The organism is Sphaerisporangium aureirubrum, from assembly GCF_042658925.1.
In the GTDB taxonomy this organism is placed as follows: domain Bacteria; phylum Actinomycetota; class Actinomycetes; order Streptosporangiales; family Streptosporangiaceae; genus Sphaerisporangium; species Sphaerisporangium aureirubrum.
The window spans coordinates 1-20,842 of the sequence record NZ_JBHSRF010000027.1 but is presented as its reverse complement, the minus strand read 5'-3'; the positions used below and the strand labels follow the sequence as shown (position 1 = coordinate 20,842).

Here is a 20,842-nt window from a genome sequence, read left to right as displayed (position 1 = left end):
CGGGGCCCCTTCGAGCTGAACCGGAGCAGCGAATAGCCTGGGCTCCGGAGGCGACGTCATGCGGCCGTTGACATCTCCGACACGGCCACCGTACTTTCACGGTACTTATCCGGTTCAGTGCGATGCCGAAGCCCGCTCCTCCGGAAATCCGCGACCTCGCGGAATCCCGGCCGTCCGGCCGAAAGGCCGACCCCGAAGGAGACACCCTTGAGCATGTACCATCCGCTGCACGACGGCTGGACCCTCACCGCCGTCTCGGATGAAGTGGACATCGCCGGCGTCCCGGCGGTCGTCCCGGGTTGCGTGCACACCGATCTGCTCGCGGCCGGCCTCATCGACGACCCCTACCTGGACGACAACGAGAACCGGCTCACATGGATCGGCCGCACCACCTGGGCGTACGAGACGACCTTCCTGTGGCCCGCGGACGGCGCCGCAGACGCCGAGCGGGTCGACCTGGTCTGCGACGGCCTGGACACCGTCGCGACCGTCCTTTTGAACGGCACCGAGGTGGCCGCCACCGCCAACATGCACCGGTTCCATCGTTTCCCGGTGCGTGAGCTGCTGCGCGAGGGTGAGAACACCCTGCGGGTGGTGTTCGGCTCGCCCTACGACTACGCCGAGGAGCGCAGGGCCGAGGTGGGGGACCGGCCGGGCGCCTACGACGAGCCGTACCAGTTCATCCGCAAGATGGCCTGCAACTTCGGCTGGGACTGGGGCCCGACCCTGGTCACCGCCGGCATCTGGCGCTCCATCGGCCTGCACGCCTGGAGCGGCGCCCGCCTGGCCTCCGTGCGCCCCCTGGTGACCATGGAGGGCCACGACGGCCGGGTGGAGGTGCGCGCCACCGTGGAGCGGGCCGCGCCGGACGTGTCCCTGACGGTGACCGCCGAGGTGGCCGGGGTCCGCGCCGAGGCACGCCTCGCGCCCGGCGAGCGCGAGGCCGTCCTGGTGCTCGCCGTTCCCGGGCCGGACGTGTGGTGGCCGCGCGGGTACGGCGACCAGCCCCTTCATCCCCTGACGGTCCGCCTGGCCCCCGCCGGCGGCCACGGCCTCGCGAGCGGGGGTGGCGAGGACGAGTGGACCCGGGCCGTCGGCTTCCGGTCCCTGCGCCTTGACCTCGCGGACGGCGCGTTCACGTTCGTCGTCAACGACGTGCCGGTGTTCGCCCGCGGCGCCAACTGGATCCCCGACGACTGCTTCCCGGCCAGGATCACCCGGGAGCGCCTCGCCGAGCGCCTCGGCCAGGCCTGCGACGCCAACATGAACCTCCTGCGGATCTGGGGCGGCGGCCTGTACGAGAGCGACGACTTCTACGACCTCTGCGACCGCCTCGGCCTGCTGGTCTGGCAGGACTTCCCCTTCGCCTGCGCCGCCTACCCCGAGGAGGAGCCGTTCGCCTCCGAGGTGGAGGCCGAGGCCAGGGACAACGTGGCGCGGCTCATGCCCCGCCCGAGCCTGGTCCTGTGGAACGGCAACAACGAGAACATCGAGGGCTACCACGACTGGGGCTGGCGGGAGAGCCTCGCCGGGCGCACCTGGGGCGGCGGTTTCTACCACGACCTGCTGCCGCGCGTGGTCGCCGAGCTTGATCCCACCCGCCCGTACTGGCCGGGCAGCCCCTACTCCGGCGCCCCGGACCTCCCGCCCAACGACCCCGCCCGGGGCACCGTCCACATCTGGGACGTGTGGAACCGCGAGGACTACCTGCGCTACGGCGCCTACCACCCGAGGTTCGTCGCCGAGTTCGGCTTCCAGGGCCCGCCCGCGTACGCCACGCTGCGCCGCGCCGTGCGCGACGAGCACCTGACCCCCGCCTCGCCCGGCCTCGCGCACCACCAGAAGGCCGCGGACGGCATGGACAAGCTGCTGCGCGGCCTCGGCGACCACCTGCCCCAGCCGTCCGGCCTGGACGACTGGCACTACCTCACCCAGCTCAACCAGGCCCGCGCCCTCGCCTTCGCGCTGGAGCGCTTCCGGGCGCAGGCCCCGCGCTGCATGGGCACCGTCATCTGGCAGCTCAACGACTGCTGGCCGGTGATCTCCTGGGCCGCCGTCGACGGCGACGGGCGCCGCAAGCCCTTGTGGTACGCCGTCCGCCGTGCCTACGCCGACCGGCTGCTGACCTTCCAGGGCGACGCGATCACGCTGGTCAACGACGGCGGCGCCGGGTGGTCGGGCGAGCTGACCGTCACCCGGCTCGCGCTCAGCGGCGAACCCCTGGCCGTGGAGACCCTCCCCGTCGCCGTCCCCGCGCGCGGCACCCTGTCCGTGCCGCTGCCCGAGGCGGTGGCGGCCGCGGGCGACCCCGCCAAGGAGCTCATGACCGCCTCGGCCGGCGGCCTGACCGCGGTGCGCTTCTTCGCCGAGGACACCGAGGTGGCCTACCCCGAGGCCGAGATGGACGTCGTCACCGAGGAGGTGCCCGGCGGCACGCGCGTCACGGTGACCGCGCGCACCCTCGTCCGCGACCTGGCGCTGTTCCCCGACCGCCTCGACCCGCGGGCCGAGGTGGACGACATGCTGGTCACGCTGCCGCCCGGCGCCACCGCCACCTTCCACGTCAGCTCCCCCGAGCCGCTGGACCCGGCGGCCCTGACCTCCTACCCCGTGCTGCGGTGCGTCAACGAGGCCCGCAGGTGACCACGCGCGAGCGCGGGCGTCCGGGCCCCTGAGCGTTCCGGGGGCGTGGTTCGCACGTCTTCCGTCCGGGGCCGACTACTCTTGGCGGAGCAGGGACTCCGACGTGAGAGAGATCATGAAGACCTTCGAAGAGCTGTTCGCCGAGCTGTCCGAGAAGGCGCGCACCCGTCCCGCCGGGTCGGGCACCGTCGCGGCGCTGGACGCCGGTGTCCATGCCATCGGCAAGAAGGTCGTGGAGGAGGCCGCCGAGAGCTGGATGGCGGCCGAGCACGAGTCCACCGACCGGGCGGCCGAAGAGATCTCCCAGCTTCTCTATCACGTGCAGGTCCTGATGATCGCTCGCGGCATCGGGCTCGACGAGGTCTACAAGCATCTGTAGTGCCGGCCCGGTCACCCGGCCCGGCACGCCTCGTCGTTCCGACCCGCCGTCCATCCGATCAAAGGTGCTTTCACCATGCTGCGACTCGCCGTACCCAACAAGGGCGCTCTCACCGAGGCGGCCCAGACCATGCTCAAGGAAGCCGGTTACCGCTCCCGCAAGGACGCCAAGGAGCTCGTGGTCGTCGACCCGGAGAACTCCTGCGAGCTGTTCTTCCTGCGTCCCCGCGACATCGCCGTGTACGTCGGCGAGGGCACCCTGGACGCCGGGATCACCGGCCTCGACATGCTGTACGACTCCGGCGCCCCCGCTGAGGAGGTCATGCCGCTCGGGTTCGGCGTGTCCACCTTCCGCTTCGCCGCCCGGCCCGGCGAGTACGCCTCGGTCAAGGACCTCCAGGGCCTCCGCATCGCCACCTCCTACACCGGCCTGCTCGCCAAGCACCTCGCCGAGGTGGGGGTGGAGGCCCGGGTCATCAAGCTGGACGGCGCCGTGGAGACCGCGATCCGCCTCGGGGTCGCCGACGCCGTGGCCGACGTCGTGGAGACCGGCACCACCCTGCGCAACGTCGGCCTCGAGGTGTTCGGCGAGCCCATCGCCCACTCCCAGGCCGCGCTGATCCGGCGCGCCGGGGCCGAGGAGACCAGCGGGGTGCGGCAGCTCGTCCGCCGCCTCCAGGGCGTGCGGGTGGCCCGCGAGTACGTGATGATCGACTACGACATCCGGGCCGAGCGCATCGACGAGGCCATCTCCATCACCCCCGGCATGGAGGGCCCCACGGTCTCCCCGCTGCACCGGGAGGGCTGGGTCGCCGTCCGCGCCATGGTCCCCCGCAACGGGCACCAGCAGGTCATGGACCGCCTGTGGGAGATCGGTGCCAAGGCCGTGCTCGCCACCGCGATCTTCGCCTGCCGCCTCTGAGCCGCCGCCCCGTCTGACAAATGTCATCGCCAGGCCCGGACGCCGGGCACTGAGGTTCCCCGGCGCCCCGGCCTAGCGTTGGGGCCATGAACGCCATAGAACTCACCGGCGTGAGCAAGCGTTACGGTGAGGTCCTCGCCGTCGACGACCTGAACCTCACCGTGGAACCGGGACGCACGGTCGCCCTCCTCGGCCCGAACGGCGCGGGCAAGTCGACCACGATCACCATGCTGCTCGGCCTGCTGCGGCCCACCTCCGGACGCGTCCGCGTGCTCGGCCGCACGCCCGGCGAGGCGGTCGCGGCGGGCCAGATCGGCGCGATGCTCCAGGAGGGGACGCTGATCCCCGAGCTGACCGTCCGCGAGCTCGTCGACTTCGTCCGCCGCCTCTACCCCGACCCGCTGCCGCTCGGCGAGGTCCTGCGGACGGCGGACCTCACCGATCTGGCCTCGCGGCGGGCCGCCAGGCTGTCCGGCGGGCAGACCCAGCGGGTCAGGTTCGCCCTCGCCATCGCGGGGGCGCCGAAGATCCTGGTGCTCGACGAGCCGACCGCCGCGATGGACGTGGAGTCGCGCCGCGCCTTCTGGGCCGGCATGCGGGCCTACGCCGCGCTGGGCCGCACCGTCCTGTTCGCCACCCACTACCTGCGGGAGGCCGACGAGAACTCCGACCGGGTGATCGTCATGGCCCGGGGCGGGATCGTCGCCGACGGCACCGCCGCCGAGATCAAGGCGGGCGCCGGCGGCGGCACCGTCGGCTTCTCGCTCGGCGCCCAGTCGGCGGCCGGCCTGGACGCGCTGCCGGGCGTCACCGGCGTCGAGATCGTCTCCGGCACGGTGACGCTCCGCACGTCCGACGCCGACGCGACCGTGGCCGCCCTCTACCGCCGCACCACGCTCGACGTGCGCGGCCTCACGGTCGGCGGGGCCGACCTGGAGGACGCCTTCCTCTCCCTCACCCAGGCCGCGGAGGTCTGAGCCATGCTGAACTACGTGAAGCTGGAAGTCACGCGGATGCTGCGCAACAAGCGCTACGTCATCTTCGTCGTGGCCTTCCCCGTCGGCTTCTACCTGCTGTACTCGAACCTCTGGGGCGACCAGGTCGACGAGGCGACCGGCGTCAGGGGCAGCGTCACCCTCATGGTGTCGATGGCCGCGTACGGCGCGCTGGCGGCGGCGATCATGTCGACGGCCGTGCCGTGGTCGCAGGAACGGCACAGCGGCTGGCTGCGGCAGCTCCAGATCACCCCGCTGCCCGGCTGGGCGATCATCGTGACGAAGCTGATCGCGTCGCTGCTGCTCGTGCTGCCCGCCCTGCTGCTCGTCGTCCTCGCCGCGGTGCTCACCCGGCACGTGGGCCTCGGCGCCGGGCAGTGGGCCGCGCTGATCGCCGCCATGTGGGCGGGCACCGTGCCGTTCGCCGCGCTCGGCCTCATCATCGGCTCGCTCGTCCCGCCGGACACCGCCCAGCCGCTGGCCATCATCGGCATGTTCGGCCTCGCGCTGCTCGGCGGGCTGTGGTTCCCCGTCGACCTGCTGCCCGAGACCATGCGGGCCGTCGCCCACGCGCTGCCGTCCTACGACTACGCCTCCATCGGCTGGGAGATCGTCGCCGGGCACGCGCCTCCGGGGGCGTCGGTGGCGGGCATCCTCGGCTGGGGGGTCGCGCTCGGCGTCCTCGCGGTCCTCGCCTACCGCAGGGCGACGGTACGGTCCTGAGTGATGGGTCGTCTGAGCAGCGTTTTCAGCTTCGGCGGGGCGGACGACAAGCCGTCCCGCTGGAGGCGTCTCCTCGGCACCTCCTTCGGCATGGCCTACCTGTTCTACCCGGTGACCGACATCACCTCCGGCGCCGTCACCGGGGCCAAGGCGTACTGGGCGGTCGCCTCGCTGGTGGTGTTCGTCGCCTGCTACGTCGCCACGGTGCTCAGCCCGCGGGACTACGGCGAGCCCGGGCGGTGGACCTACCCCCTGCTGTCCGTCCTCGTGCTGATGGCCGTCGTGTTCCCGATCGTCTTCGGGGGCGGCTGGCTGGCGTTGCCGATCTACGTCACGGTCGTGATCAGCATGGGCCTGCCCATGCGGGCGGCCGTGGCCGGCATCCTCGGCATGGCCGCCGTCGTGGCCGTCGACGGCCACGTCACCGGGGCCGACGGGGGCACCATGACGCTCCTGCTGCTTCAGGTCGTCACGCTCGGCGTGCTGTTCATGAGCGTCCGCAACACCCGCGTGCTGGTGACCCGGCTGCACCGGGCGCAGAGCGAGGTGGCCCGCCTGGCGGCGAACGAGGAGCGCCTGCGCATCGCCCGCGACCTGCACGATCTGCTCGGCCACAGCCTGTCGCTCATCGTCCTCAAGAGCGAGCTGGCCGCCCGGCTCGCCGAGCAGGGCTCGCCGAAGGCCGCCGGCGAGATCCGCGACGTGGAGTCGGTGGCCCGCATGTCCCTGCAGGAGGTCCGCGAGGCGGTCACCGGCTACCGCCGGCGCGGGCTGTCGGAGGAGCTCGACAGCGCGCGGGCCGCGCTGGACGCGGCCGGCGTGACCGTCGCGGTGCGCACCGCGGGCACCCCGCTGCCCGGCGCCCTGGACGACCTGTTCGGCTGGGCCGTGCGCGAGGGGGTCACCAACGTCGTGCGCCACTCCCGGGCCGGGCGGTGCGAGATCGCCGTGGCCTGCCAGGACGGCGAGGCGATCCTGGTGATCGCCGACGACGGGCGGCACGCCGGGCCGTACGAGGCGGGAAGCGGCCTGACCGGGCTGGCCGAACGCGTCGAGGTCGCGGGCGGCGCCTTCGCCGCCGGCCCGTCCCCCGGAGGCGGCTTCCGCCTGCGGGTGACCGTGCCCGCCGCCGTGGGATCCGGCACGTGACCGCGCCCGCCGGGAGCGGCACGTGATCAGGGTCGTGCTGGCAGAGGACCAGGCGATGGTCAGGGGCGCGCTGGCGTCCCTGCTCGGCCTGGAGGCCGACATCGAGGTCGTCGGCGAGGCGTCCACCGGGGAGGAGGCCGTGGCCCTCGTCCTGCGGGTCCGGCCCGACATCGCGCTCCTGGACATCGAGATGCCGGTGAAGGACGGCATCACGGCGGCGGCTGAGATCGCCCGTGCGGCGCCGGGCTGCCGCGTCATGATCCTCACGACCTTCGGCAGGCCCGGCTACCTGCGCAGGGCCATGGAGGCCGGCGCGGTGGCGTTCCTGGTCAAGGACAGCCCCGCCCGGGAACTGGCCGCCGCGATCAGGCGGGTGCTGGCCGGTGAACGCGTGATCGACCCCGCCCTGGCCGCCGCCGCCCTCAGCGCCGGCCCGAACCCGTTGTCCGCCCGTGAACGCGACGTCCTCACCGCCGCCGCCGACGGCTCCACGATCGGCGACATCGCCCTGCGCCTCCACCTGTCCGAGGGCACCGTCCGCAACTACCTGTCCTCGGCGATCCAGAAGACCCACGCCCGCAACCGCATCGAGGCCGTCCAGCGCGCCCGCACCCAGGGCTGGCTCTGACCGGCCACCGGTGCGGGGCCCGGTGGGCTCAGGTGTCCGTCAGGCGGGCGGCCTTGGCGTGGAGGTAGCGCTGCTGGGGGAGGCTGGTCGTCCGGCGGGCCGCCGCGTGGTAGGAATCACGGGCCGCGGCGAGATCGCCGAGCATCTCCAGCAGGTGCGCGCGTACCGCGTGGAACCGGTGGTCCTCGGCGATCCGCTCGTCGGCCTGGAGCCCCTCCAGCAGGCCGAGCCCCTCGCGCGGGCCTCGCGCCATCGCCACGGCGACGGTGTGGTTCAGCGCCACCATGGGATTGCCGGTGACGCGCATCAGCACCTCGTAGAGCGCCGCGATCTGCGGCCAGTCCGTCGCCTCGGCGCTCGGTGCCTCGTCGTGGACCGCGGCGATCGCCGCCTGGAGCTGGTACGGGCCGGGTGTCCCCCGGGAAAGCGCGCCGGTGACGAGCGCCACGCCTTCGGCGATGGATTCGGCGTTCCAGAGGCTCCGGTCCTGCTCGGCCATCGGCACCAGCTCGCCGCCCGGCCCGGTACGCGCCGGGCGGCGGGCGTCGACGAGCAGCATGAGGGCGAGCAGGCCGGTCACCTCGGCGTCCTCGGGCAGCAGCCGGTGCGTCATGCGGGTCAGCCGGATCGCCTCGGCCGCCAGTTCGGTGCGTTGCAGGTCGGGCCCCGACGTGCTGGCGTACCCCTCGTTGAAGATCAGGTAGAGCACGTGCAGGACCGCGCCGAGCCGCGGGGCGCGCTCCGGGCCTGGGGGCATGCCGAAGGGGATGCCGCTCTCCTTGATGCGCTGCTTGGCCCGGCTGACACGCCGGGTCATGGTCGCCTCCGGTACGAGGAACGCGCGGGCGATCTCCGCGGTGGTCAGCCCGCCGACCGCCCGCAGGGTGAGCGCGATCTGCGAGGCCGGCGAAAGCGCGGGGTGGCAGCACATGAACAGCAGGATGAGCGTGTCGTCGGAGTCATGCACCGGCCTGTCGGCGGCGGGAGCCAGCCAGTGGTCGGCCGGCGTCCGGCCGGCGACGGTGTCCTCACGCCGCCGCCGCGCCTGCTCGGCGCGCAGCAGGTCGGTCAGCCTGCGCGAGGCGACGGTGATCAGCCAGCCCCGCGGGTGGTCCGGGACGCCGTCGTCCGGCCACTGGGTGGCGGCGGCGAGCAGCGCCTCCTGGACCGCGTCCTCGGCGATGGTGAAATGCCCGTAACGCCGTACCACCGCGCCGAGGACCTGCGGCGCCAGGACGCGCAGCAGGTCCTCGACCTCGGGCTCGGAGGTGATCAGAACTCCAGGTCGGCCCGGGACTCGGCGAGCGGCCGCACGTCCGCGTAGGCACGCGCCGCCACATGGGCCGGGGCCGGGCAGCTCTCCAGCCGCGCGGCGATCTCGGTCGCCCGGTCGAAGCTCGCGCAGTCAACGATCCAGTAGCCCGCGAGAACCTCCTGCGTCTCGGCGTACGGCCCGTCCGTCACCACCGGAACCCCGTCCCGCGACCCGATCCGCCTGGTGTGCACCGGAGCGGCCAGAGCACGCGTCTCGACGAGCTCCCCCGACTCGTCCAGATCCTTGTTGAACTGCTCCATGAAGGCCCCCATCGCGGCGAAGTCCTCCCCGGACCAGGCCGGAGCGCCGCCGTCCTTCCCCGCCATCCCGTCGTAGTCCTGCTGCGACGCATAGGTCAAGATCATGTACTTCACGCGCATCTCCTCTTCCACGAGCACCTACCCGGTGCCTCCACCGGAGACGTCGACGCCGTCCCCCCATCCCGGACACCCACCCGCCACCGAATCACAAAGTCGTCCCCTCGCCGCCGATCTCCGTGCCGGCGGGCCGTTCCGCGCTCGTCCGGGGGTCCCCGGGCGGCGTTCGGCCCACCGCTCGTCGTCAACTGCGCACTCTGCGAGATGGGACTCGTGATTCACACGGTGATGATGAAGCCTACGAACCGGTCGGGGGGCCGATCGGGGGGGTAGTCACGCGCGGCACCTGACATCTGCGCGTTCCCGGTTCCGGACCATCGGCGTGGCATGCCTGCCGTCGCCGAGCCGGTACTCATTTTTTCTGTGGAGGGCGGGAACCTCGATGTCTAATTCGTTTTTGCGTGCCCCGGCTGCCGCTCCGGCGTCGGACTGGCTGAGCGTCGTCATCCCCGCGGCGGAACCGGACGGCGCCGTCCTGCGGGTCGACCAGGACCATCCGTTCTTCTTCGACCACCCGCTTGACCACGTGCCGGGCATGTTGCTGGTCACCGGCCTGCTGGATCTCGCGCGAGCCGCGGCCGGGGCCCGGCCCGGCGGCCACGGGGTGCGCCTGTCGCTGCGGTTCCGGCGGATGTGCGAGCTGGACGGCCCCGTCACGCTGCGCGCCGAGCCGGTCCAGGACGGCCGCCGCGACACCTTCGCGGTGGCGGCCGCGCAACACGGCGCCCCGGTGTGCGCGGGCACGATCGAGCTGATCCCCGCGGACGGCGACCCCCCCGGCGCGGCCGGGCAGGGCACGTCCGTGCCAGGCGGGGACGTTCCGGTGACGCCCATCGCCCAGGAGCTGGTGCACCGCTCCGACGTGTGGAACGTGGTGGTCGGCGAGCCGGTGGTCACGCGGGAGAGGTACGAGGCGGCGCTGGTCTCCCCGCCGGCCGGGCACTTCCTGCTGCGCCACGGCGCCGAGCGGTACGCGGCCGAGGAGATCGTCGAGGCGGGCCGGCAGCTGGTCACCGCCGCCATGCACGGGGCGCACCGCCGCCCCCGCGACACGGCGATGTTGTGGCTGTCGGTGTCGGCCGACCTGCCCGCCCCGGCGCACCGCTCGGTGCCGCTGGCGCTGCGCTGGGAGATCACCCCGCCCCGGGGCGGCCGTGCGCACTTCGACCTCACCCTGCTGGCCGGCGGAAGGCCCGCGGGCTCCCTTTATTACACGACCAGATGCATGTCCCCCGTGGGCTACGCACGGTTCCGCGCGAACGGGGGAGACGCGTGAGCGCCCCGCTCGCCACGGCCCCCGCCTCGTCCCGGGTCTGGGCGGGGTACGTCGCGCCCGTGCTGTTCGTGGCCGGTGTCGCGATCAGCGTGGCCGCCGTGGCCCTGTGCCTCGGGCAGGACGGGCCGCTGCGGCTGTTCACCGCCGCGTTCATCGCCGCCAACCTCGGGTGGCTGGTGCTGGAGGCGCCGATCACCTTCCGGCGGCCGTCCGCGCCGCCCCGGGAGGTGGCGACCCTGGTGACGTACGCGCTCACCCGGGTGGCCACCATGAGCGCGGCGATCCTCCTTCCGCCGGTGTGGCAGCGGCCCTCGCCGCTGCTCGCCGTCCCGGTGCTGCTGTTCGCCTCCGGTGTGCTGCTGCGGGTGGTGGCGATGCGGGAGCTCGGGCGGTTCTACTCCCACCATGTGATCCGCCGGGACGACCACGTGATCGTCCGGACCGGCCCCTACCGGCTGATCCGCCATCCGGCGTACGCGGGCATGCTGCTCGGCCACGCCGGCCTCGTGCTGTTCTTCCTCAACCCGGTGAGCGTGCCGCTGCTGGCCGCCCTGGCCGTGGTGATCGGCTGGCGGGTCCGGGTGGAGGAGCGCGAGCTGATGGCGATCCCCGCCTACCGGGCGTACGCGGACGGCCGTCCCCGCCTGATCCCCGGGATGTGGTGAGCGATGCGGCCCGAGCTCACCTGTGACGAGCTGCTGACCACCACCCGGTCGGTGCGCCGCGGCCTGGACCTGACCAGGGACGTGGACCTCGACGTGGTCAAACGGTGCCTGAGCGTCGCCCTGCAGGCCCCCAACGGCGCCAACCGGCAGAGCTGGCGCTGGCTGGTGCTCACCGACCCGGATCTGCGCGCCGAGGTGGCCGCCGTGTACCGCCGGGCCTTCGACGACCGCAACGGCCCGCCGCCGCCGAGCCCACCGGCTCCCGGCGACCGGCCCGCGCGGATGGCCGCGGACGCGCGCGAGCTGGCCGCCAAGCTCCACCGGGTGCCCGTGCTGGTGATCCCCTGCCTGGAGCTGGACACCTCCGAGCTGCCGGCCGGGAGCCAGGCGAGCCTGTGGTCCTCCCTGCTGCCCGCCGCCTGGAGCTACGCGCTGGCCGCCCGCACGTACGGCCTGGTCACCGCGTGGACCACGGTGCACCTGGACCGGGAGAAGGAGGTCGCCCGCCTGCTCGGCCTGCCTCCCACCGTCCACCAGGGCGCCCTGCTGCCCACCGCCTACGGGACCAGGACGAGGTTCCGGCCGGGCCCGCGCCGCCCCCTGGAGGAGGTCCTGCACGTCGACGGCTGGCGAGGCGGGACCGGCGTTCACCACCGGACCGACCGTGTCGGCGACCGCGCCCATGGGCGGGTCCGTGACGAGATCCCTGAGGAGGGACGCGTATGACACCGCAGACCGTGGCACCGGTGCTGGCGGCCGGGCTGCTGGACGCGGCCGAGGTGGGGAACAAGTTCTCCCGGCTGGAGTCGATGCGGGCGGCCGGATTCCCGGTGCCGCCGCTGTACTGCCTGCCCGCCGCCGCCTTCGACCTGGCCACCGGGACGGTGCGCGCCGGGCTGCCGCCGCTGCCCGCCGCGGCGGACACCGAAGGGGTCCGGGCCTGGGGCGAGGGCGCCGCCGGGCAGGTGGCCCGGCTGGAGGTGCCGGGCGCGCTCGCCGGGGCGGCGCTCGCCGCGTTCGACGAGGTGATCGGTCCGGACGGCCTGGCCGCGGTACGGGCCTGTGTGGTGCCGGTGGAGGGCGGGCCGGGGGAGGACGACGCCTCCGACCCCTTCGCCGGGATGAGCGACAGCTTCCTGTACGTGCCGCGCGGCGACCTGCTCGCCCGGATCGTGGACTGCTGGGCGTCGGCGTACAAGCCCGAGGCCGTGCTGTACCGGATGCGCCGGGGCGTCGATCCCGCCGCCACCCGGGTCGCGGTCGGCGTGCAGCGGATGGCGCTCGGCACCCGCTCGTTCGTGGCCTTCACCCGCGACCCGCGCGACGGCGCCTCGCGGCTGGTGATCGCCGCCGCGCACGGCATCGGCGAGGGGGTGGTGCAGGAGAAGGCCGACGTGGACCACTTCTTCGTCGACCCCGCCACCGGCGAGACGCGCGCCGAACCGGTCCGCAAGCTGCGGATGGTCGGGCCCCCCGCCCCCGGAGGCCCCGGCGAGCCCGCCCTGCTGGACGTCCCGCCGGAACTGGCCGTCGCCCCCGTGCTCGACGACGGCCACATCGCCCGGATCGCCGAGGTGGCCGCCCGGATCGAACGGCACTTCGGCGGCCCCCAGGACATCGAGGGCACCTTCACCCCGGACGGCACCCTCCACGTCGTCCAGGCCCGCCCCATCGTGACCGCCGCCGCTCCTCCGGCTCCCGCCACGGCCCTCGACGCGTCGTCCGCCTCCTCGGCCCGTCGCGACTCCCCGGCCCACTCGGCCTCCAGCGCCCAGCGGGCCCCCGCGGGTGCCCACCCGGGGCCCGGGGGCGCCGCGGCCGGGCAGGTGGAGTGGAGCAACCACAACATCACCGAGAGCTATCCCGGTGTGTCCGGGGCGCTGACCTACTCGCTGGCCCGGGACTTCTACCGGTGGATCTTCACCGACCTGTACCGGCGGATGGGCGTGCCCGACCGGACGCTGCGGCGCAACGCCCACCACCTGGCCCGGATGATCGGCACGCTGGACGGCCGGATCTTCTACCGGATGGACGCCTGGTACGCCCTGCACGGCCAGATGCCGGTCTTCGAGTTCATCCGGGGCTGGTGGGAGCACGGCATGGGGCTCGCCGAGACCCCGCGCGCCGCCCCGCTGCGCCCCGGGTGGCGGCTGCGGGCCCTGCGGGCCGCCCCCGGGCTGCTCAGGCGGATGTTCACCCACCAGGCCGAGGTCCGCGCCTTCCTGCGCTGGTGGGACGGGATCGCGGCGGCCGAACGGGTGGACGCGCTCGGCCCGGAGGAACTGGTCGTGTACTACCGCGGCCTGTGGGCGCGGGTGGCGGACCGCTGGGGGGTGACCCTGACCAACAGCATCCTCGGCATCGTGGTCGTGCAGACACTGGACGGGCTGCTGCGCCGCTGGGCGGGGCAGGACGGCCACTCCCTGATGCTCGGGTTGCTGTCCGGGGGGCCGGACAACCGGTCGCTGGCCGCGGTGCGGTCCGCGATCGCGCTGGCCGAGCTGGCGGGCGCCGACCGGCGGCTGCGCGAGGACGTGCTCGCCGCGCGGGACCCCGAGGCGGCCCGCGAGCTGTGGGAGCGGCTGGTGTCCGGCGCCTACGGGCCCCGGCCCGCCACGGCCGCCACCGCGTACCTGCGCCGCTACGGGGACCGGGCCACCGGTGACCTGAAGCTGGAGGAGCCCACCCCGCGCCAGCGGCCGTGGACGGTGCTGGACCTGCTGCGGCCCCTGGTGCGCCAGGGCCGTACCGTGGCCGCCAGCCGGGCCGAGGAGCTGCGCGTGCGCCGGGACGCCGAGCGCGAGCTGCGCCTGCGCTGCCCGAGCCTCCCGCGCCGCGCCGTGATACGGGCGCTGTCCGGCGCGCTGCGCGGCTTCGTCACGGCCCGGGAGGACATGCGGTTCTGCCGCAGCCAGCTCTACGGCCTCTCCCGCCGCGTCCTGTTCCGCCTGGGCGCGGAACTGGCCGCCGCCGGGCACCTCGACGACGCGGCTGACGTCATCGACCTGACCGTCCCCGAGGTGCTCGGCGCCTTCGAGGGCACCCTGCCCGGCACCGCCCTGCGTCCCCTCGCCGCCCACCGCCGCGCCGAACGCGAACACCACGCCACCCTCCCACCCCCGCCACCCCGCCTGGTCACCGACGCCGGCGTCCCCCTGGCCGTCCCCCGCCCGCTCGCCGACCCGGCCTCCGCCTGGCCGCCCGGCACCCCCGATGGCGCCGTGCCCGGCGACCCCGGATCGCCCGACACCCGCCTGCTGCGCGGACTGGCCTCCAGCGAGGGGGTGGTGCGCGGGCGGGCCAAGGTGGTGGAGCATCCGTCGGTGCCGCCGGAGTCCTGCCAGGACCGGATCCTGGTCGCCCGGGAGACCGACCCCGGCTGGCTGTTCCTGATGACCGCGGCCAAGGGCCTGGTGGTCGAACGGGGCACCCTGCTCTCCCACACCGCGATCACCGGCCGCCTGCTCGGCGTCCCCACCGTCGTCGCGGTCCCCGGCGCGACCACCCTCATCCCCGACGGCGCCTGGGTGGAACTGGACGGCGCCGCCGGAACCGTCCGCGTCCTCGAGGAGACACCATGACCACCCCTGAAGGCGCCACCGGCCCCACCCGTGCCGCGGGGGACACGATGACCGTCCCCGCCGGCCCTGCCGGGCCCGCACACGACGCGGCGGACACGACGACCGTCGCCGGGCCCGCGCGCGCGGCTGGGGACACGACGACCGTCCGCGTCGGCCCTGCCGGGCCCGCACGTGACGCGGAGGACATGATGACCGTCGCCGGGCCCGCGCGCGTGGCGGGGGACACGACGACCGCGCCCGGCGGCGTCCGGGCCGAGGCGGGCGGCGCCGGGGGAGGATCCACGACCGCCGCGAGGCTCCGGCGGTACGTGATCGGCAGTTATCCGCCCGCGTTCTACCTGCCCTACGCGGTCACCTGGGCCCTCGGGGTGAGCGCGCTGGTCGCCCTGGCCGACCCGCGCGTCGGGGTGTGGCGGCCGGACGGCGGGGCGCTGGTCTCGGTGCTCACGTTCGCGATCACGCTGCTGCTCATGCGCGCCGTGGACGACATCCGCGACCTGGAGTACGACCGCGTGCACAACCCTGGCCGCCCGCTGCCGGGCGGCGCGGTGCGGGTGCGCGACCTCGGCGTGCTCATCGCGGCGGGGACCGCCGCGGTCCTGGCGCTCAACGCCGGCCGGGGCGTCGTCCTCGCCCTGCTGGCCGCCCAGCTCGGCTACACGCTGCTGCTGCTGGCCGTCGACCGCCGGTGGGGCTGGCCGTCCGGTGACGACCTCGGGCTGAGCAACCTGGTCAGCGCTCCCGTGCAGATCCTGCTCAACCTGTACCTCTACGCCGGGGTGCTCCAGCAGGAGGGCTTGACACCGAGCCCGCACGCCGTCCCCGCCCTGCTCACCGCCACCGCGGCCTTCCTGCACCTGGAATACGCGCGCAAGGTCACCCGTGTCCCCCGCCCCGGCGAGCGCGGCTACGCCGTCGCGTACGGCCCTGACCGCACCGCCGTGTTCGCCGTCGTCGGCGCCGTCGTCGCGGCGGGCCTGGCCCTGGCGCTGACCCGTCCCTGGCAGCACATCCCCGGCGCGGCCCCCTGGGGCTGGCTGGTCCTGCTCCCGCTGCTCTTCGTCGCCTTCGGCGCCTATCGCTTCTGGCGCACCGGCACCCCCCGCTGGCCCTTGCTCCCCCCCGCCCTGTTCCTCCTGACGACCTTCCTCGCCTACCTGGCCGCCGCCGCCCTAGGAAAGGACCTGGTGTGACACCCCCCACGGCCTCCGGCCTCCCCCCGCTGCGGGACCCCGAGACCCCGCCGCACCACCCGGAGCCGCCCTTCCCTTTCGCCGGGCCGCCCGGCTCCGGGCGCGCGGGGGAGCCGGAACCTCTGGAGCCGCCGTCAGTCCCTTTCGCGGGGCCGCCCGGCTCCGGGCGCCTGGGGGAGCCGGAACCTCTGGAGCCGCAGTCCTTCCCCTTCTCCGAGCGGCCCGGTGTGCGGCCGCCGCGGGAGTACGACGAACTGCTGGGACGTTCCCGGCCGCTCGCCGTGCGGCTGCCGAACGGAGGTGAGGCGCTGCTGGTGAGCCGGTACGCCGAGGTGCGGGCGGTGCTGTCGGACGATCGGTTCAGCCGGGCGCGCTACCCCGGGAGGCCGATGTTCGCGCGGACGCCCGAGTCGCTGGCCCTGGCCACCAGCGACCCTCCGGTGCACACCCGCAGGCGGCGCGCGGTGCTGGGCGCCTTCACCGCGCGGCGGGCCCGGCGGCAGGTGCCGTGGCTGCAGGGCCTGGCCGCCGGGCTCCTGGACCGGATGGCCGCGCTGCCGAAGCCGGTCGACCTGGTGGAGACGTTCACCGTGCCGTTCGCGCTGCGCGCCATCTCCGGGATCCTCGGCATCCCGCCGGGCGACCGCGCCCGGCTGCGCCCCCTGGTGGACCGGATGATGTCCACCACCGCCTTCACCCCGGACGAGGTGGCGCGGGCGCACGCGGAGGCCGGGCGGTACTTCGACGACCTGGTCGCCGCACGGGAGGCCGCGCTCTCCCGCGGCGAACCCGGGAGCGACCTGCTCACCGAGCTGCTGGCCGCCCCCGGGCCGGAGCGGCTCAGTCCCAAGGAGATCTCGGTGCTCGGCGCGGGCCTGCTGATGGCCGGATACGAGACGACCGCCAACCAGCTCGCCATGTGCGCCCTGACGGTCCTCGGCGACCCCGCCTGGGCGGCCGCGCTGCGGGCGGACCCCGGCGCGGTCGCCCCGGCGGTGGAGGAGATGCTGCGCTGGAGCTCCCTGGTCGCCACCGGCGGCGCCCCGCACGTCGCCACCGAGGACGTGCGCCTCGGCGGCACCCTGGTCCGGGCCGGCCAGGTCGTCGTCCCCCTGACCGACGCCGCCAACCGCGACCCGGCCGTGTTCACCGCCCCCGGCGCCTTCGACCCGGCCCGCCCCGGCAACCCCCACCTGGCCTTCGGCCACGGCCGCCACCACTGCCTGGGCGCCCACCTGGCCAGGACCGAACTCCGCGTCGGCCTCACGGCCCTGCTGGACCGCTTTCCCGGCCTCACCGTCGCCGTCCCGGCGGACGAGCTGGAATGGCGGCGCGGAATGTTCATCCGCGGCCCGAGATCGCTGCCGGTCACCTGGCCGTCCCCGCCGTCCCCGCCGTCCCCGCCGTCCCCGCCGTCCCCGCCGGACGAGGCGGCGCGGCCGTGAGGCTGGACGGCGTGCACATCGCCGGGGTGGGGGTGTGCCTGCCCGGGGTGATGGACACCCGGGAGGCGGCCGGGCGGGGGGTGCCCGGTGCGGCGGAGGCGGTCGAGAGCGGCTGGACCGGCGTGGCGGTCGCGGGGGAGCGGCCGGCGCCCGAGATGGCCGCCGAGGCGGCGCAGCAGGCACTGGCGCGCTCGGCGCACGGACCGGCGGACATCGCGGTGCTCATGTACGCCAGCATCCTGCCGCACGGGCCGGAGGGATGGCCGCCGCAGACGTACGTGCAGCGGCGCGTGGTCGGCGGCACGATACCGGCGGTGGAGATCAGGCAGCAGTGCAACGGGATGCTCGGCGGCGTGGAGCTGGCCGCGTGTTTCCTCACCGCGCACGACCGGCTCGCGGCGCTGGTCACCGGGGCGGACAACTTCGGCACACCGATGTTCGACCGCTGGCGCTACGCCGCGGCGGCGGGCACCAACCGGACGTCCATCACCGGGGACGCCGGAGCGGCGCTCGTGCTGTCCCGGAAAGGCGGGTTCGCCCGCCTGTGCGCCGTCGGGTCGATGTCGGTGCCCTGGCTGGAGGACCTGTTCCGCAGCGGGATCCCGCTGTTCCCGCCCGAGCCCACACTCGGGCGGATCCCCGACGTGGGCGCCCGGTTCGCCGACTACCGGCGGCGCGACCCCGCGGCGTTCGCGGCGGCCAAGGACGCCCTGTCCCGGGCCCGGGCCGAGCTGGCCCGCCGCACCCTTGACGAGGCGGGGGTGACGGCGGACCAGATCACCCGGGTCACCCACGTGTTCGCCGGCGCGCGGCCCTACGTCGAGGGGGTGCTCACCCCGCTCGGCATCGACGCCTCGCGCGGGATGCTGGAGTTCGGCCGCCGCCTCGGCCACCTCGGCACCTGCGACCCCGTGGTGGCCCTGGACCATCTCGTCGCGACCGGCGGCGTCGTCCCGGGCGACCACGTCCTGATGCTCAGCAACGGCGGCGCCTCCCTCGCCTGCGCCGTCGTGGAGATCACCGGACGCCCCGCATGGCTCACCGCCCCGCCCCGGACCGCCGGGGCGGCGCGATGAACGCGGTCAGCGGGCGGAGCCGACACCGGCGGCGTGCCGGATCAGGTCGCCGACGTGCACGATGCCCATGCAGCGGCCCACCTCGTCGACCACCACCAGGTCGTCGTACACCCGGGCGGCGTCCTTGCCCGCGAGCTGCATGGCGGCGATGGCGGGGGTGGTCTTCGGCACGACGCGCGGCGGGTCGGCCAGGCGGTGGGCGGGCTTCTTGGCGTGCAGGGCGTGGCCGTACGGCCCGGCGATGGACAGCAGGAAGCGGCTGCGGTCGACGCTGCCCGTCGGCCGCTGGAACTCGTCCACCAGGATGACGCTGGTGATGGACGGCTCGGTGCCGAGGGCGTCGACGACGTTCTCGGCCGTCGCCCCGAGGTCCAGGGTCACCGCGGGCATCAGGAACTCCTGCACCCGCGGGCCGAGGTCGGCGAAGCTCGGCTGCTCCGGCTCGTCCACCGCGACGGGAAGCGGGACCCGCACCCGGCCGTGCGAGGGCCGCCAGTCGAGCGGCGCGAGCAGCGGGCCCTGGGCCAGCCGTACCCCCCAGCGGCGCAACGCGGCCAGCTGGGCCTCGTCCCGCACGCCCGGCGCCAGCACGTGGACGCCCATCCCGGTCGCCATCCGGGCGATGGCCTCGCCCACCGAGTTGCGCCGCGCGTCCCCCGGGATCCGGTCCACCAGACCCGGCGACAGCACGGCCGCGTACGGCGCGGCGTCGGCGATCAGGTCCAGCGGCAGATGCGAGGCCCCGAGGCCGCCGAGGGCCACCAGATAGCCGATGGTGCGCAGCCCGTCCATCCCGACGAGCAGCGCCCGCCGGTCCTCCGCCGCGAAGTCCCCTCCGACGACCAGGATCACCTCACGCGGCCGCCGCTTCGTCGCCCGCATAGCCTCGTGCAACGGCGCCATCGCCGCCGACCCTTCGATCACCGCCCCCGACGGCACCGACAACACCAGCGGAAGCAACGCCTCCTCCCGCGCCGCCGCATGCGCGGCCGCCACAGTGGGCGAGATGTCCCGTCCCCCCACGGATCCCCGCGGCGCGCCCCCGAGCGCACCGTATCCAGGTGCCGGCTCGCCGTATCCGGGTGTCTGGTCGCGGTATCCGGAGGCTTGGTTGCCGTATCCGGAGGCCTGGTCGCCGTGCCCGGGTGTCTGGTCGCGGTACCCGGAGGCCTGGTTGCCGTACCCGGGTGTCAGCTCGCCGTACTCAGGCGTGTGGCCGCCGTATGCAGGCGTGTGGCCGCCGTGTCTGGGCGTGTGGTCGCCGTACGCCGGGGCGTGGTCTCCGTACGGCGTCTGGTCGCTGTACCCGGGGTCGCGGTCGCCGGGTACGGGGCCGGAGTGGTGACCGCTGTGCCCGGTGCCGGGCCGGTGCGCGGTCGAGGCCTCGACCGCGATCACTCCGCCCGAGTCCAGATCGACGATCGGCAGGAAGGCCACCAGGACGCCCGCCCCGGTACGGCCGCCCGTGCCCTGTGACTGCGTTGCGTGAGGTGCCGGCTGCGCGCCGGAGGCAGCAGCGGTTCCCGGAATGGTCGCCGCCGGGCGAGGAAGTGGGACCGTCACCTCTGGATTGTCCTGCGGCTTCCTGACCGATTGATACCACCGTGGCCGGAGTTCACCCACATTTTTCACACTGTTGGATCGCGATCCTTCTTTTACCGCCCACCTCAACGGTTGTCACCGTTCGTAATCAAGCTCCTGCCGGCGCGGGCGACCGCAACCGCGCGCCGGGGCCGGCCGGTTGATCCGTACACCGCGCGCGCCGGGGCCGGCCGGTTGATTCGTACACCGCGCGCGCCCGGGGCCGGCCGGTTGATCCGTGCGGGAGGGGTATCGTTCGGCGGCATGACGTCACGACCGGCCGCCGGCGGCGGGCGCTGGGTGCCGGTGGGGGCCGAGCGCCTGGCCGGGTGGATCGGGGGCTTCACCGACCGGCACGGCCCGGTGGAGGCCACCCTGGCCGGGGACGTGGTGCGCCTGCGAGGGCTCGACGGCGCGGTGGCCGAGTGCCACGTGCCCTTCCCCCCGCTGGCCGCCCCCGGCGCGGACCCCGTGCGGGCCCTGGTGACCCACGCCATGGCCGAGCGACGCGTCGGCGTCCTGCTGGTCCGCCTCGGCGGGTACGCCGCCGGAGTCTTCGAGGGTTCTCGCCTGGTCGCCTCCAAGGTCGGCTCCCGCCAGGTCCACGGCCGCAGCGCCGCCGGCGGCTGGTCCCAGCACCGCTTCGCCCGCCGCCGCGAAAAGCAGGCCGGCGAAGCCGCCCAGGCCGCCGCCGACACCGCCGCCCGCATCCTCACCCCCCAGACCCCCACCCTGGAAGCCGTGATCCTGGGCGGCGACCGCCGAGCGATCACCCCCCTCCGCTCCGACCCCCGCCTCAAGACGGTCTTCGCCCTGGAAACCCCACCCTTCCTAGACGTCCCCGACCCCAAACTGGCCATCCTCCAAGCCACCCCCCACGACTTCCGCACCGGCC

General features: G+C 74.5%; 18 protein-coding genes. 15 read left to right on the top strand and 3 right to left on the bottom strand.

Features of this window, described 5'->3' with window-relative positions; all coding sequences use genetic code 11:
• Nucleotides 1-213 precede the first annotated feature (213 nt).
• From ACFP1K_RS19305 to ACFP1K_RS19275, 7 genes are all read left to right on the top strand, one after another.
• Nucleotides 214-2,643, top strand: coding sequence for a glycoside hydrolase family 2 protein (locus ACFP1K_RS19305; protein ID WP_380755264.1), 2,430 nt, complete (start codon nucleotides 214-216; stop codon nucleotides 2,641-2,643).
• Between the two features lie 115 nt (nucleotides 2,644-2,758).
• Complete coding sequence (locus tag ACFP1K_RS19300) at nucleotides 2,759-3,022, top strand: phosphoribosyl-ATP diphosphatase (protein ID WP_189163533.1); 264 nt, start codon at nucleotides 2,759-2,761, stop codon at nucleotides 3,020-3,022.
• Nucleotides 3,023-3,097: 75 nt separating this feature from the next.
• Nucleotides 3,098-3,943, top strand: a complete 846-nt coding sequence (hisG, locus tag ACFP1K_RS19295; protein ID WP_380755136.1) for an ATP phosphoribosyltransferase — start codon at nucleotides 3,098-3,100, stop codon at nucleotides 3,941-3,943.
• Nucleotides 3,944-4,029: 86 nt separating this feature from the next.
• On the top strand, nucleotides 4,030-4,920 hold the full coding sequence (locus ACFP1K_RS19290; protein WP_380755133.1) for an ABC transporter ATP-binding protein: 891 nt from the start codon (nucleotides 4,030-4,032) through the stop codon (nucleotides 4,918-4,920).
• A gap of 3 nt (nucleotides 4,921-4,923) precedes the next feature.
• On the top strand, nucleotides 4,924-5,661 hold the full coding sequence (locus ACFP1K_RS19285; protein ID WP_380755130.1) for an ABC transporter permease: 738 nt from the start codon (nucleotides 4,924-4,926) through the stop codon (nucleotides 5,659-5,661).
• A 3-nt stretch (nucleotides 5,662-5,664) separates the two neighbouring features.
• Entirely contained in the window at nucleotides 5,665-6,810 is a 1,146-nt protein-coding gene (locus tag ACFP1K_RS19280; protein WP_380755127.1) for a sensor histidine kinase, read from the top strand.
• Between the two features lie 22 nt (nucleotides 6,811-6,832).
• Nucleotides 6,833-7,438, top strand: coding sequence for a response regulator transcription factor (locus ACFP1K_RS19275; protein WP_380755124.1), 606 nt, complete (start codon nucleotides 6,833-6,835; stop codon nucleotides 7,436-7,438).
• Between the two features lie 28 nt (nucleotides 7,439-7,466).
• Here ACFP1K_RS19275 and ACFP1K_RS19270 read toward each other — a convergent pair whose 3' ends face one another.
• On the bottom strand, nucleotides 7,467-8,714 hold the full coding sequence (locus ACFP1K_RS19270; RefSeq protein ID WP_380755261.1) for an RNA polymerase sigma factor: 1,248 nt from the start codon (nucleotides 8,712-8,714) through the stop codon (nucleotides 7,467-7,469).
• The gene (locus ACFP1K_RS19265) at nucleotides 8,711-9,133 is read right to left on the bottom strand and encodes a YciI family protein (protein WP_380755260.1); all 423 of its coding nucleotides are present in this window, start codon (nucleotides 9,131-9,133) and stop codon (nucleotides 8,711-8,713) included. Before ACFP1K_RS19265 ends, ACFP1K_RS19270 begins: the two co-directional genes overlap by 4 nt.
• 379 nt (nucleotides 9,134-9,512) lie before the next feature.
• Here ACFP1K_RS19265 and ACFP1K_RS19260 point away from each other — a divergent pair, with 379 nt between their 5' ends.
• From ACFP1K_RS19260 to ACFP1K_RS19230, 7 genes are read left to right on the top strand one after another with little or no spacing between them, the layout of a single operon-like run.
• Nucleotides 9,513-10,406 carry an AfsA-related hotdog domain-containing protein gene (locus ACFP1K_RS19260; protein WP_380755121.1) on the top strand — a complete coding sequence of 298 codons (894 nt, stop codon included), beginning with the start codon at nucleotides 9,513-9,515 and terminating at the stop codon, nucleotides 10,404-10,406.
• On the top strand, nucleotides 10,403-11,071 hold the full coding sequence (locus ACFP1K_RS19255; protein ID WP_380755118.1) for a methyltransferase family protein: 669 nt from the start codon (nucleotides 10,403-10,405) through the stop codon (nucleotides 11,069-11,071). Before ACFP1K_RS19260 ends, ACFP1K_RS19255 begins: the two co-directional genes overlap by 4 nt.
• Nucleotides 11,072-11,074: 3 nt before the next feature.
• A complete protein-coding gene (locus tag ACFP1K_RS19250) occupies nucleotides 11,075-11,797 on the top strand; it encodes a nitroreductase family protein (protein WP_380755115.1) in 723 nt (240 codons plus the stop codon).
• Complete coding sequence (locus ACFP1K_RS19245; RefSeq protein ID WP_380755112.1) at nucleotides 11,794-14,652, top strand: PEP/pyruvate-binding domain-containing protein; 2,859 nt, start codon at nucleotides 11,794-11,796, stop codon at nucleotides 14,650-14,652. The genes ACFP1K_RS19250 and ACFP1K_RS19245 overlap by 4 nt, the downstream gene beginning before the upstream one ends.
• Nucleotides 14,649-15,845: a hypothetical protein gene (locus ACFP1K_RS19240; RefSeq protein WP_380755109.1), complete on the top strand. Its 1,197-nt coding sequence runs from the start codon at nucleotides 14,649-14,651 to the stop codon at nucleotides 15,843-15,845. Before ACFP1K_RS19245 ends, ACFP1K_RS19240 begins: the two co-directional genes overlap by 4 nt.
• Nucleotides 15,842-17,290 carry a cytochrome P450 gene (locus ACFP1K_RS19235; protein WP_380755104.1) on the top strand — a complete coding sequence of 483 codons (1,449 nt, stop codon included), beginning with the start codon at nucleotides 15,842-15,844 and terminating at the stop codon, nucleotides 17,288-17,290. Before ACFP1K_RS19240 ends, ACFP1K_RS19235 begins: the two co-directional genes overlap by 4 nt.
• On the top strand, nucleotides 17,287-18,366 hold the full coding sequence (locus tag ACFP1K_RS19230; protein WP_380755101.1) for a ketoacyl-ACP synthase III family protein: 1,080 nt from the start codon (nucleotides 17,287-17,289) through the stop codon (nucleotides 18,364-18,366). The genes ACFP1K_RS19235 and ACFP1K_RS19230 overlap by 4 nt, the downstream gene beginning before the upstream one ends.
• Nucleotides 18,367-18,372: 6 nt before the next feature.
• Here ACFP1K_RS19230 and ACFP1K_RS19225 read toward each other — a convergent pair whose 3' ends face one another.
• Nucleotides 18,373-19,803, bottom strand: coding sequence for an EAL domain-containing protein (locus ACFP1K_RS19225; protein WP_380755098.1), 1,431 nt, complete (start codon nucleotides 19,801-19,803; stop codon nucleotides 18,373-18,375).
• Nucleotides 19,804-20,211: 408 nt separating this feature from the next.
• Here ACFP1K_RS19225 and ACFP1K_RS19220 point away from each other — a divergent pair.
• On the top strand, nucleotides 20,212-20,842 hold a 631-nt coding region (locus tag ACFP1K_RS19220; RefSeq protein ID WP_380755095.1), incomplete at its 3' end, for an acVLRF1 family peptidyl-tRNA hydrolase.